The organism is Nostoc sp., assembly GCF_036917815.1.
Taxonomy (GTDB): Bacteria; Cyanobacteriota; Cyanobacteriia; order Cyanobacteriales; family Nostocaceae; genus Nostoc.
On the sequence record NZ_JBALEK010000089.1, the window covers coordinates 68,186 to 81,672 of the forward strand.

The 13,487-nt window shown below is 41.0% G+C and carries 13 protein-coding genes; 11 read left to right on the top strand and 2 right to left on the bottom strand.

The window, feature by feature from the left end:
- Positions 1-707 precede the first annotated feature (707 nt).
- The 11 genes from V7K97_RS26925 (at position 708) to V7K97_RS26975 (ending at position 11,281) form a co-directional block, all read left to right on the top strand.
- Positions 708-1,328 carry a hypothetical protein gene (locus V7K97_RS26925; RefSeq protein WP_334804041.1) on the top strand — a complete coding sequence of 207 codons (621 nt, stop codon included), beginning with the start codon at positions 708-710 and terminating at the stop codon, positions 1,326-1,328.
- A gap of 14 nt (positions 1,329-1,342) precedes the next feature.
- Positions 1,343-1,714: a hypothetical protein gene (locus V7K97_RS26930; protein WP_334804042.1), complete on the top strand. Its 372-nt coding sequence runs from the start codon at positions 1,343-1,345 to the stop codon at positions 1,712-1,714.
- Positions 1,668-4,415, top strand: coding sequence for a hypothetical protein (locus V7K97_RS26935; RefSeq protein WP_334804043.1), 2,748 nt, complete (start codon positions 1,668-1,670; stop codon positions 4,413-4,415). Before V7K97_RS26930 ends, V7K97_RS26935 begins: the two co-directional genes overlap by 47 nt.
- A gap of 62 nt (positions 4,416-4,477) precedes the next feature.
- Positions 4,478-5,320 carry a hypothetical protein gene (locus V7K97_RS26940; protein WP_334804044.1) on the top strand — a complete coding sequence of 281 codons (843 nt, stop codon included), beginning with the start codon at positions 4,478-4,480 and terminating at the stop codon, positions 5,318-5,320.
- Between the two features lie 100 nt (positions 5,321-5,420).
- Positions 5,421-6,470 carry a hypothetical protein gene (locus V7K97_RS26945; protein ID WP_334804045.1) on the top strand — a complete coding sequence of 350 codons (1,050 nt, stop codon included), beginning with the start codon at positions 5,421-5,423 and terminating at the stop codon, positions 6,468-6,470.
- Positions 6,471-6,665: 195 nt separating this feature from the next.
- Entirely contained in the window at positions 6,666-7,490 is an 825-nt protein-coding gene (locus V7K97_RS26950) for a hypothetical protein (RefSeq protein ID WP_334804046.1), read from the top strand.
- A 50-nt stretch (positions 7,491-7,540) separates the two neighbouring features.
- Positions 7,541-8,245 carry a hypothetical protein gene (locus V7K97_RS26955; protein WP_334804047.1) on the top strand — a complete coding sequence of 235 codons (705 nt, stop codon included), beginning with the start codon at positions 7,541-7,543 and terminating at the stop codon, positions 8,243-8,245.
- The gene (locus V7K97_RS26960) at positions 8,242-9,846 is read left to right on the top strand and encodes a hypothetical protein (protein ID WP_334804048.1); all 1,605 of its coding nucleotides are present in this window, start codon (positions 8,242-8,244) and stop codon (positions 9,844-9,846) included. Before V7K97_RS26955 ends, V7K97_RS26960 begins: the two co-directional genes overlap by 4 nt.
- A 37-nt stretch (positions 9,847-9,883) precedes the next feature.
- Positions 9,884-10,456 (top strand): hypothetical protein, encoded by a 573-nt coding sequence (locus V7K97_RS26965; RefSeq protein ID WP_334804049.1) that lies wholly within the window; start codon positions 9,884-9,886, stop codon positions 10,454-10,456.
- A 263-nt stretch (positions 10,457-10,719) separates the two neighbouring features.
- A complete protein-coding gene (locus V7K97_RS26970; RefSeq protein WP_334804050.1) occupies positions 10,720-10,959 on the top strand; it encodes a hypothetical protein in 240 nt (79 codons plus the stop codon).
- A 64-nt stretch (positions 10,960-11,023) separates the two neighbouring features.
- Complete coding sequence (locus V7K97_RS26975; protein ID WP_334804051.1) at positions 11,024-11,281, top strand: hypothetical protein; 258 nt, start codon at positions 11,024-11,026, stop codon at positions 11,279-11,281.
- A gap of 35 nt (positions 11,282-11,316) precedes the next feature.
- Here the strand turns inward: V7K97_RS26975 and plsY are convergent, their stop codons facing one another.
- Together plsY and V7K97_RS26985 are read right to left on the bottom strand one after the other, a co-directional pair.
- On the bottom strand, positions 11,317-11,997 hold the full coding sequence (gene plsY, locus V7K97_RS26980; RefSeq protein WP_334804052.1) for a glycerol-3-phosphate 1-O-acyltransferase PlsY: 681 nt from the start codon (positions 11,995-11,997) through the stop codon (positions 11,317-11,319).
- A 122-nt stretch (positions 11,998-12,119) separates the two neighbouring features.
- A complete protein-coding gene (locus V7K97_RS26985) occupies positions 12,120-13,385 on the bottom strand; it encodes a DUF3086 domain-containing protein (RefSeq protein ID WP_334804178.1) in 1,266 nt (421 codons plus the stop codon).
- Between the last annotated feature and the right edge of the window lie 102 nt (positions 13,386-13,487).

Here is a 13,487-nt window from a genome sequence, read left to right on the forward strand (position 1 = left end):
CAAACCTGAAGAACCCCACCCCGCCAAAGCTACGCTTTGTCTCCCCTCCCCGCTCTTCGGGAGGGGAGACAAAGCGGTGGGGTGCAATGACTGTGGGAATCATAACTAATTATGCGGACATGATATCAGTGCTGAGTTAGTTCATAGATAGATTTAGGGGATTGAAGTAAGGATGCATTATTTCTTGTGGCACTTGAGGCTCAAAATAAATATGTATTTCTTTCAATGTCTGAAGGCGATCGCCTTCAGACTTTCTTTGTGCTGAGTTGGTCTCATTTTACTCGGCACTGGTTACGACATTGAATGTCAGTCGCTCATCAGGGAAACCTTTAAGATCGCGTTGGCTCACCTCTACACGTCTACGCCAAACTGCAAAAACTTATAGCACTTAGCCTAAAATCCCTGTGAGGTAAGGAAAGTCAAGGCTTGGAAGTTAGTTTATCAAAGCTAGCTAAATGTATGAGAAGATTCTCAAAGTCGAGAAGGACTCTAGCAGTTCAATATCGAGATTTGCAATCCAGCCTCTCAAATCAGAGATATTGAGTTTTATATAAATCTTAATATTATGTTAACTTAACTTCATAATAATGTAGAACTCTAGTACAAGCTCAGAATTTGATTAATAATGATGTTAAAGCATGTTAAATTGTAGTAACTGTAAAATTTGATAAAAGATAAATTATAGTACACCATAGGAAAATTAGCAAATGTCTAGACAAGGTTCTCACGAGAGAAACTTTTTCAAAGCTTTAACTGGTAGTGCGGCGAAAGAATCTCATAAGTTCAGACAGGGTTTTAAATCCTGTCTGGCTATTTTGGTTGAATCTGTACCTTTTTTGATTGCTTGTGCTGTATTCGTTAGCGTTATCAGCCTAAGAAGTCCTATCCTGCTGTTTTGCTTACTAGTTGGTAGTTTAATTGCAGTTATTACCCAGCAAATTGGGCAGCAGTTTAATTTACCAAGGCGATCGCTAATAGGATTACAAATTTTAGCAGCAGCGATCCTTCTCAGTTTATATTGGTTAGACTGTTTTGCAGCCCCCGCACAAGCACAGTTTTTTGGCGAAGCTGAAAAGTTTTTCAAAAAAACCTTACAAGATGGTTCAGGAGCCAATGCTGGTGGTAGCGACACAGCAGTAAGTTTGATATTTAATGTGTTGCGGGCGATTTACTTACTCTATATTGCCATCTCTCTAGTTGGTGTGATTAACGCAGTGCGTAAAGATGAAGATTGGCAAAGCATTGCCAGAACTCCCCTATTAGTGGTTGTTGCTGTTACCATTGCTGATGTACTCACACGCTTTGTAATTGGCGATAGCAGTAAATAATTCAAATATTTCAAATGTCTCAAGAGCGGGAACAAGAATTTCGTCCAGTAAATCAGGTTCTGGGAAGCCAACCTTCGTTAGGACCAATTCCTGCCGATCAAATTCTTCCTTGGACGGTAATTGCCCTAGCCTCCTATTTTATGATCAATGGGATTTTTGGGGGTCTTTTCCAAGAAGAGTTTCAAAAATGGTTGTGGACAGTACTAATTACCGGTTGGGGAATAGGAACTTGGTGGATTTTAACTGGTGGTAGGAGTTGGAGTTTTTTAAGTAAATTTATCGGCGTTCCCGCTTGGACAAGAGGCTTTGCTCGTTATCAAAGCTTACTGGAAGTTAACCATGAAGCAAAAAATCGGAAAACAAAGCGTCGGCATCGCCGGAAGTGAAAGTAGATTAACACCATTTGAAGATGCCTTGCACTTGGCAACAATGCTGCGTGTGGCAATGAATGGACGTGATATTGGCGCTTACCTTTTGACAAAAGGCACTCAAAAAGATCGGTTCTGCTTTGTTTTTGGTTTTGATTGTAAGGGAATTCATACCACCTTAAGACCTGAACAAATAGATACACTTTTTAATAACATTGAAGCCGGATTAAAAGACATCCCTAGCGGTGAAAGAATGACACTGCACTTGGGTTCTTTTAGTTCAGATAAGGAGCGCCAAAAAGAATTAGCAACACTAATAAAAAATGCGCCATCACGAGACATCAAATATTTGTTGATGGCCGAGAGAGCCAGAGTCAAAGAACTAACTATTTCTGGGATTCGGAAGCCTAAATTTTTGCGGATTTATGTCACTTACACCATTGAATCCAACTCCCAACATGGAGATGATTGGATAGAAAAGCTTTTAGTCAAAGCTGAATCGTGGTGGTTGAAGTTCAAAGGTGAACTCTCAGAAGTAGAAAACCAACGCATTGAAACCCTGATGTCAAATGCTTACAAACAGGGTTTTCTCCGTTGGGAACAAATTTTATCTAACCAAATGGGCTTGGATGTCAAGCCTTTGAAAGCTGATGAACTCTGGGGAGAAGTCTGGAGAAGGTTTAATGATACAGATCCAATAGATATTCCCCAGTTAATGACTTTAGATGAACAAGGACTGCATGAGCAAGTTAATTCAGATTTAGCTAGTACTAAATTGCTGATAGAGAATATCCACGGCACAACTTTGCTGATGGAATCTAGTGTACCTTGTGCCGATCGCCGTTGGGTTAATGTTAACAATCGTTATATTGGCGCACTGTCATTTCTCGAAAAACCGGGCGGTTGGCCGAATAAATCTGTGCAACTGCGCTATCTATGGGAACTGTTGGCCAGAGAAACAGTAGTAGATACAGAGATTTTTTGTGAGTTGACTGCTGCAAATCCAGCAATGGTGAAAACTACTCTGCAACGAGTGCTGAAGCAGTCAAATATGACCACAATTATGGCTCAAGAAAAAAGTAAAACTATTGATGTCAATGCTCAATTAAAGTTAAAGAAATCGGTAGCAGCCCAAGAACAATTATTTGAAGGTGCAGTCCCGATTTATACGAGTGTTGTCATTTTAGTACATCGTCCAACTGTCGAGAAATTAGATGAGGCAACAAGATATATTGAAAACTGTTTTCAACGTCCAGCCAGAGTAATTAGGGAAACTGAATATGCTTGGAAAATTTGGCTGCAAACTCTACCGATAGTTTGGGAAGGTTTATTAGCAACCCCCTTCAACCGTCGCCAGCTATATTTAACCAGTGAAGTTCCTGGATTAATGCCTTTAGTTTTAACTAAACGGGGTGATAAACAAGGCTTTGAGTTGATTGCTGAAGAAGGCGGAACACCCGTACATTTAGATTTATTTAATCAACACAAAAATTTAGCTTTGTTTGCGACAACTCGTGCTGGTAAATCGGTGTTGGTGTCAGGAATTTTAACTCAAGCTTTAGCGCATGGGATTCCAGTTGTGGCCTTAGATTTCCCTAAACCTGATGGGACATCTACTTTTACTGATTACACAGAGTTTATGGGGGCAAATGGAGCCTATTTTGATATATCCAAACAATCGAATAACTTATTTGAACAGCCAGATTTACGATCGCTAGAACCAGAACAACAGCGCGATCGCTTCAACGATTATACCGCCTTCCTCGAATCAGCGTTAATGACAATGGTTTTAGGATCGTCTACCGAAAGTCAGATTTTATCGCAAACCGTGCGATCGCTCCTCAACTTAGCTTTAGAAGCCTTCTTTGCAGATGAGGGCATCAAAGAGCGATATCGACAGGCGATGGCGGGAGGATTTGGCACTCATGCTTGGCAAAAAACCCCAACCTTAAAAGATTTTCTCTTTTTCTGCTCACCAGAACACTTGCAGCTAAGTTCCTTAAGTGGCAGAGTTGAAGACGGTCTGAGTCAAATTCAGCTGCGCTTGCGATTTTGGCTTTCTAGCCGCGTGGGACAAGCCATTTCTGCACCATCTAGCTTTCCTACCGATGCACAACTTTTAGTTTTTGCTCTCAGAAACCTATCAGATAGTGAAGATGCCGCCGTACTATCATTGAGTGCATATTCAGCAGCATTACGACGCGCATTAAGTAGTCCCGCTTCCATATTCTTTATCGATGAAGCGCCAATTTTATTTGAATTCGAGCAAATTTCCGACTTAGTTGGCAGAATTTGTGCGAACGGTGCTAAAGCCGGCATTAGAGTCATCTTATCAGGACAAGATCCTGATACCATTGCCAAATCTAAAGCCGCATCGAAAATTTTGCAAAACCTGACAACACGATTGATTGGACGCATTCAGCCAGTTGCAGTTGACAGTTTTGCAGACATCTTGAAATATCCCCGCCAAGTTATTTCTCGTAATGCCTCAGAAAGCTTTTTTCCTCGGAAAGAAGGCGTTTATAGCCAATGGCTACTAGATGATAACGGTATTTATACATTCTGCCGTTATTATCCAGGTTACGAACAATTGGCAGCAGTTGCTAATAACCCGTCTGAACAAACTGCACGTAGTAAAATGATGCAGTCTCACAGCAATAAATATGAAGCAATTTCTGCATTTGCACGCCAGTTAGTGGCAACTCTACGTAGTAGTTAATCAGGTTCTGTAAGCAGCTAATACACTACATAATATCGTCTACTTTTTTCAGGCACAGATGTATGAGAAAAACTACCATTTTCACTTTTACTTTGTTATCTCTGGCAATACTACCAGCAATGGCACAAATTCAGACGGGCGACTTAGGCCAGGTTTGGACTGATTTTCAATCATATTCCACAGATTTGCAAAATTACCTTCAATATAATCTGAGCGACAACTTAAAGCCTGTAGAAGTACAGAGTCAATATGCTCTGAATAATTCCAAGGGAGAATTGAGGATACCTGATCCCGTGGGAGCTGGACAAAAGCTTCGTGATAATTTGATTCTCTACTCTTCTAGTTCCGACTCTAGAGCAGACCGCTTTGAGAATAATTCAGCAGTCCGTGGAAATTTAGTTAGTAGTGAACTCAATCGTCTAATTACCCGTGGAGTGGCGGTAGGTATTCTCGGTCAAAATGGACAAATTAGGACAAAAGCGAAGTTAGAAAATACTGAGAAAAGTCTGCAAGATATTGTAGGATTTGCTCAGACAGCCGACCAAAAGAGCCAAAGTTTACTCAGTTTAATTCCTTCTAACATTGATTATAGTAAAATCGCTACTGCAGACCCAGGTGCTGCGGTTTTAGCACAATTGCTAGGCGCTAATCAAGAACAAACCCTTAAAATTCAACAGGAACAAGTAAAAATTGTAGCTGAAACATTTGCTCAGACATTACAAAATAATCAGTCTTTGCAATATTCAAACTTAAATTTGGCAAACATTTCTCAGCAGTCGGAAGAGGCAAATCGCGCTCGCAGAGTAGAAACATCTACAGAAGCAGCGCGACTTTTACGAGCGACTTCTCAACTAGATTTGTTTGGCAGAAAACCTAATAAGGACTATTTGAGGATAAAACTCTAATTTTCCATAGAAGGTGTAAACCACCGAAAACATCCAGCATGGTGTGTTACGAAGGTAACGCACCCTACGAAATCTCAAAAAAACAGCCCATAAACTCAAAATGCAACTTGCTATTAAACTAATTTTTGCCCAAGTAGGCATTGATCAGATTATTGATAATGGCACCGCAACTTCCCAAAGTATTGCCGAAGGTTGGGACAAACAATGGCTGGATTTATTACAAAATAACACCAGTAATAACTTGTATGGAGCGCTGACAAATCTGGGCATTTTTTTTGCGGTAGGAACCCTGTTATTTTTTATGATACAATTCCTCAGAGACTTACTATCCTACGAATATACCCGTCCCATATCAGCTTTAATTTGGCCTTTTATTGTGGTATTACTCTTAAGTAATTCAGCCAAGGGAAGTATGCTTTCTAGTTTGACACTGGGAGTGCGGAATTTTTTAAACACTGTGAATCAGCAAGTATTAGTAACAGCAGATGCGAATAAAATTTACCAACAAGCACTGAATATGAGTGTTGCTGAAGAAGTAGCTGGTTCTTTCCTGCGTCCTTGCCAGTCACTTACTGGCGAACAACAGAGTCAATGCTTTGTCAAAGCTAGTGAAAAAGTCAACATTCTCTGGCAGAAATATAGAAATATTTATGGAAATAAAAGCTGGATAATTAGACTACAAACTAAGGTAGATAATATTAGATATGGCACTGGCAGTGTGTCAGAAGCCTCATTTAATTCTTTGTTAGGTTCTACAGTTCAAACAAGCATCAAAAACTTTTTAGTTTCCTTGCAATATGCATTTCAGAATTTGATCGAAGCTAGTATGTTGCTGATAGCAGCTTTAGGGCCAATAGCGGTAGGTGGGTCTTTGCTACCTGTAGCTGGTAAACCAATTTTTGCATGGCTGACTGGGTTTTTATCTATTGGAATCGCCAAAATTTCATTTAATATTATTGCCGTGCTGACTGCCGCAGTTATTGTCAATGGCCCAGGTCAAAATGCTAATGTTGATCCAGACTTAATGTGGTTCATCATTTTTCTGGGAATTTTAGCACCAATTTTATCTTTACTTGTGGCTGCTGCTGGCGGTTTTGCAGTCTTCAGCGCTATCAACAATACGGCTTCTTTAGTAAAGGAGAGGATATAGGAAATTCCAAATGAATAAAATTTTGGCAAGTGTCGTAACTGTTGACTATAAGAATCTGGTTTTATTTTGGAAATACACGTAGCACCATCCAAAGGTTAGGGTGCGTTAGTCTACGGGATCACACACCCTAACATATAGTAGATGCAAATCATCATATATAATAGATGAAGTTTTTTTGCAGGAGGAGGTGAGGAAATGGTGCGTTTACTAGAAAAAAGACAAAGAACGGGAAGTGCTTTAACAGTTTTTGCGATCGCTACCTTCAGTTTACATATATTAGTTTTATTTTTATTCATATTACAAGGGTTAAATATCCGGCAACTCAGTCTGAGAAAGCCTCCCAACTTTGTGCAATTAATCGACGGTAAACCAGTAGCTAATATTGATGATTTAGCAAGAGAACCAGAAGCAATTCGCCAATTCGTCAGTAAAACGATGATATCAATGTTTACCTGGTCTGGAACCCTACCACCACAAACTATTGAAGAAGTCGCAAACCCCAAATCCGATTTAGGAATACTTATTAACACACCTCAAGGTGGTAGCCAAAGAATTAGTACCAGCAGTTGGGTAGCTAGTTTTGCCTTATCAGAAGACTTTCGCAAAGGTTTCTTAAGCACAGTTGCAGAAATGACACCGCCAGAAGTTTTCTCTGAAAATCCCGACCAAGTGATGACATCACAATTAGTTATTAAGCGGGTTTATCCGCCAAAACAAATTGCCCCAGGTAAATGGCGAGTGGGTATGGTAGCCAACTTAATTCAAAAAAACCGAGTCGGTGGTGCAAAACTCATAACTCCTTTTAATAAAGATTTCCTGGTACGTGCAGCAGATTATTTTGCTAATCCCCAAGCCGATAATGACACCGACCTCCAAAAAGCAATTTATAGTGTCCGCACTGATAGGTTAGAAATTTATGAAATTCGTAACTTATGTTTGCTAGATAACTACAACAACCTGAACGGAGGTCAATTAAAGCAATGTGGAAGTGGACAAACATCTGATAGCTTTATCCGATAATAGATTTCTAATTCGCTGGCTCATAGTCCAATTTATATAATCAATTATTAATGCAATTACTCAAACCAGAAAATAAGAAAAATAGCCCCTTGCCACTGTTGGCAGTAGGAACCCTTGGTTTACATCTATTTACCTTGCTGTTACTAATATTTCATGGTTCTATGTTACAACAGTTAGGTCAGCAACTTACACCTCAAAGTTTAGTACAACTTGTTGATGGTCATGCTATAACCGTAGACCCTCAACAAAATTTAGAACGACAACCAGAGACTATTCGGCGTTTTGTGGGTGAAACTATGAGCTTAATGCTTACCTGGTCAGAGCAACAACCGCCCACACAAGTCTGGGAAATTACCTCCCAACTGGTAGCTGATGATTTTAAACAAAAACTTAAGTCACAACTTACTAATTTAAATCCAGATAGCCAATTTGAAAATGTTAATAGAGGAACGGAGAATGTATTAGTAATTCAAAAAATTTCTCAGCCTACAGAAATAGGCAAGGGAAAGTGGAAAGTGGAGATGCTTGCCAATCAGTTGATTTTTAGCGGTTATGATAAGTTGGGAAAATCAGTTTCTTTTAATAAACAAATTTTAGTTAGATCAATAGAGAAACCAGCGACTTCACTACCAAATGCAGCACCACCGTCGTACTTCGCAGCTTACCGCCTTGGTGAAGCCAGACTAGAAATTTATAATGTCTGTGAAATCCAAGATAAGAATTGTTCTGTAAATCCCAACCAAGGTCTACCATGACTCAATACTCAATTCCTACGGAAACGCCTCTCCAAAATGGATTTACTCTAAACACCGACGATCGCCAACCAGAAGTAGAATCTTTAGATTGGGAATCACGGATGTCAAGGTTGGTCGGCTTTGAAGAAGAACCTTCTTCTTCTACCGATACCGAAGGTTCAGAAGACCCTGCAACGCCGCAAGAGTTGATTTCTCAACCACAAGAAGTTCAGACTCAGCAATCCCTCTCATCTAATCCCTTTGCAAAGTTAGCCTTGGTAGGTGCTGCTACCTTAGCGATAGTTTTGGTCGGTGGTGTGTTTTTGTCCCGGTTGATGAGTACCAGCAATCAAAAGCCAAAAACTATTGTCTCACCAGAAGTGCGATCGCAGCCCATTGATGAATCTAGCTCTCAACAGCTAGAAGGTGAAGTAGATACTCTCAAAACGAAATTAGCCCTGACTGAACAAGCACAACTGGTAAAAGCCGCCCAACAACAACTCAGAATTGCTAAATCAACGCCCACACTAGCCTTACAAAAACCGTCAGTTTCTTCCATAGATAGACAGAACGTGATCCCAACACCCGCACCAACAGTTTACATACCTCAACCAGTGGCGGCTGCTCCCATCGTTAAAGCACCTACTTATCAACCTTTGCCATCACCCCAACTACCAGTTGTCAACCCAAACACTCAACCAGTAGTTAATATAACTCCACCATCTCCACCAAGCCCCATTGAAGAGTGGATCAGGTTATCAAAGTTAGGTAGCTATGGTCAAGTAAATGCTAGCAATCAACCTATTGCAGCCGCTTCTGAACCTGTAAATAATAATACCCAAGAACAGACACCAAGCCCCAATGCTAGCCAAACTCCTGTGGTTAGTCAAGCGCAACCGCAGGGACAGAAGTCTGTAGCAGTTGGGAGTAGTGCGAAAGCTGTGTTAGCGACAGCGATATTTGGGGAAAGTAGTAAGTCAAGCGGTGGTGGTGGTGGTGGTGACACAGACGAAAACAAAAACGTATTTGTGATCCGATTGCAAGAACCCCTAAAATCTAAGGATGGTACGATCGCTCTACCTGCAAACACCGAATTCCTCACTGAAATTCGTTCCCTTTCCGACCAAGGTCTTTTGCAGATGAACGTAGTTAAAGTTATCTCGCCAAATAATGGCAACTCTATAGAACAAAGCTTACCCAACAATGCGATTATTCTTCGCGGTACCCAAGGTAAACCTTTAATCGCAAATAAATTTCCCAGTCAAGGTTCATCCATATCATCAATGGATACAGGACTATTCGTTTTGGGGGGTATTAGTAAAGCCGCAGAGTTAATCAATGTCCCTAATACTCAACTTATACCACTTACTACTACCACTAGCACCCCCAATACCACCGGCGGTGGCAGCACCACCAGTAGCAGCACAACAATTACTACTGTCAGTCAGCCCCAACGCAACCTTGCAGCTGGGCTTGTGGAAGGTGGTTTGAACTCTATAGTACCCCAAATTGCCCAACGTAATCAACAGGCGATCGCCCAAATGTCACAACAAAATAATGTTTGGTTTTTGCCAGCCGGCACAAATGTTGAAATATACGTTAATCAACCAACCCAGTTTTAGAAGGTAGGATTTATACCAATTTTAGATATTTGCAACCATGAAAAATAATACTAAATTGTCAGGAAATACCACACAACGTTCTTATTTCCTACCTATAGCTTCCTTAATTTTCTCGGTTGCTATGTTCTTGTTGTTAGGTCGGGCCGTAGCTAATAACGCCGTTCTGCGTTCTATATTTTCCTGTCAAGCACAGGGTTTAGGGGGACTAATACCTACGATCACCGTTTGGTATCAAGAAGGAACAAATTTAAGCTTTATTCCGGCTGGAGAAGTAATTAAAAAAGTTTGGTTAAACGATCCATCACAAGTAACTATAGACTTTGATGGACCAGTATGTATGCAGTATGGTCCAAAACCTAATAGTAGTTCGGGAGACTGTAAAAACTCAGCCGCGAATGTAATACAACTCAGACGAATTAAAAAACTGGATATTCCCGGACTTCCTAACACTAGTAATACACTTTTAACAGTTGTTACCGAAGGGCAAGGTAGAAACAAATTGTATACTTTTCGAGTGATATATGGAACAGATAACCCTGAATATCACACCTTAGCAATTTTTGCCGATCCTTCTGGCCAAGAAGGAGCTTGTGCGAGAGTTTCACAATAGGTCTCTTGCAAGGCATTGTTGTATTTAAATCAATTGAGATACATCATAACTTAAAGTTTGTAGTCAGGACTTTAGTCCTGACAATCCTTGTTTTGAGCGATGAATCGCTCACTACGAACTAGGATTTTATTTTATGTCTAATTATACCTACCTACTTAATCAGGCGTTTCTAGCCTCTATCTTTATAAATCTTCAGATAAAAACTAACCACAAATTCCAAATTCGTGTAAATATGAAGAAAAGCTTAAGAGGTTACAGGCTTCATGGTCACTGCCAAAATGATGCAACAGCTCTGGGCTGTAATCGAGTCTACCCAGGTCAGCACCCTGCTCCAATTCGACGATGCTGCTTTAGTACAATTGCTCCTCCATCAGTTAAAAGCTAAACAGGGGATTGATGCCCAGGCAGATAGCACCCTTAATACTTATATAAAATCTAAACTGCCCCTAATTCGCGATACGGCTGAAGGTAGATTATCCTTTGGACAAGGCGGCAATCATTAAGTACGAGAAATCAAATAATTGCTCACTGCCAAGTATACGCTCAGAGTTCAAACAATTGAATATTATGAATCACTGGCTAGTAATCGCCCTAGGAGCTTATCTAATTGGAGCAGCCATTGAAGGGGTGAGTACAGCCAGTCAGCTATCTCATTCAATGCCAGAACTAGCTAAAAATACACAGGCTCATCCTTCACAGTCTAGCACTGGGACTAGTTCGACTTGGCGAGTTGTGGCCGCGATCGCCTCAGTAAGTATTTGTGGAGCTTTTTTGTGGCCTTGCCGCCTTTTCCACCGTTTAATTAAAGGTAAGGTTCGTTCTTGACAACTCCCACAGCTTCAAGCCTGGGGATTCTTGGTTTATGCAGTTTGTTCTGGTTCTGTCGCTACAGGTTGCCCAATTTTTGGCTCTGTTCCTGCAAGCAGTCGTTCAATATTAGTGCGATGGCGCAAAATCACATATAACCCACCGGCAATTGCAAACAGAATATAGGGTAAGGGTTGATGTAAAAGTAGCATGAAAATGGGAACTGCGATCGCCCCGACAATTGAACTCAAAGAGACAATCCGCGATATCGCCACAACGAGGGCAAACACACCTGCTGTTGCTAAACCTATTTGCCAACTCATTGCCAATAAAATCCCCAAGCTGATAGCAACAGATTTACCACCAGTAAAGCCCAAAAAAATTGATTTACTATGTCCCAGGATGGCAGCTGACCCAGCTAAAGTTACTAAACACGGTTGCCATAGTTGTGCATCTACCGTTGGAGGTATATAGTTTTGAATTGGCTCAAAATTGAACAACCAGTAAACTAGAGCGATCGCTAATACTCCCTTTAAGGAATCAATTACTAAAACCAATGCTCCTGGTACTTTCCCCAAGGTTCTTAGTACATTAGTTGCGCCAGTGGAACCTGAACCAACTTCTCGAATATCAATACCCTTTAACTGCTTCACAGCAATATACCCAGTGGGAAAAGAACCCAGCAGGTAAGCTATAAGCACAATTAGCAAGCACAAAGTTAACCAGATAGCCATAATAAAATTCAAAATTCAAAATTTAAAAAAGTCAAGAGTAATATCTCTTGACTAATGACTAATGACCAATACTTCTCTACGAGAGGCTGCGCTCAGTACAAGTGACTAATGACTCATTTAATTTAAAAGTCGTCATCATAGTTTCTCACTATTTTGGGGTCAGGAGCAAAAGCTAACCACAGGGGAAATTGCAGCAGTGATAAACTGATTTGCTCTTCTGAATCATCAATGATAATTAAGGGCAGTTGATTGGCTTTCGTCAATCGGTCTGCTTTTTGAGCCAGAGCATCTGATGCTTCAAATAATACCACACCCCGGTCTGGGCCAAAATCTGGGCGACCGATTCCCAGACAGTCTTGCAAGCCGCGCCGCCATTCACCTAATCGCTCAGGTGTATTAGCTAAAACTAAAGTACGGACGCGATCGCCATACAGCTTGTGTAATATCGAAATTGCTGCTGAGGCAATTAGAATATTCTGTAAACGGCTACCCATTGTCCGCAAACCGCCCCGTCCCCCTTGGGTAAAAAACCAGTTAGATACACGTTCAGCGTGGATTGGTTCAAAAGTCCGGCGTAGTTGCCACGCAGGTCCATAATAATCTGGTTTATTGCGGTATTGGTCAATTATGCGGCGAATTTGCTTTGTCGTATCTTGAAACTGCTGTTGGGCAAATTGGGGTATTCCAGGTTGGGATTCAACTGGTTTAGCTTCTTTTACAGATGGTTTTTCTCGTTCCACCACTCTTGGTGTCAGTTGCAACTGCTCGGCCGCAGAGGCCAAATCCTGTAAACTACCCGTGAGATAGTCTTTAAAACCCTGCACCCTAATTGCCAAGTCTTGGGATGTACCAGCAAAAGTGGTTCGCATCTCGTTACGGATACGTTCTTGACGGCGTTCTAATTGTTCTACAGAAATTTGTAGGGTTTGTTTGCGTTGTTCTAACTGCACCAGCGACTCTTGCACGAGTCGTCCCAGTGAGGTTTGAGTTTCACTCACTTGTCCCTGAAGGTTTTTGTAAGAAGCTTGCAGTTTGGCTATTTCTGACTTGAGAGCGGCTTGGGCGCTCTGCAACTCTGCCACTCGCTCCTCTGCTTCTGTATATAATGAATAATTTCCTGATTCTATGTCTGATCCCAGTACGACATTTTCCGCTTCTAACTCGGCGACAAACTCGCCATTGGAATTTTCGGTTAGCTCTACTGTAGAATCTACAACTTCTGCGTTGGAAATGAGTGGCTCAAAAGTTGTGTAATCTTCTGATGAGCTAATGGCTTCTGTTTCTACCACTGACTCAACAGATGGATGTTCAACAGCATTCTTCTCTTCTAGTTTTTCTGCCAACTGCTCATCAATTGGTTCTGGGGTTTGAGATGCCTCTGGGTTCATAAACAATAGTGTAATTCCTATGACGCGAATAAATAGCTTTCAGAAATATTACAATTGACCAGCCACAAAAGTCCTGAGCATGAGTGCTGAGTTATGAGTCTA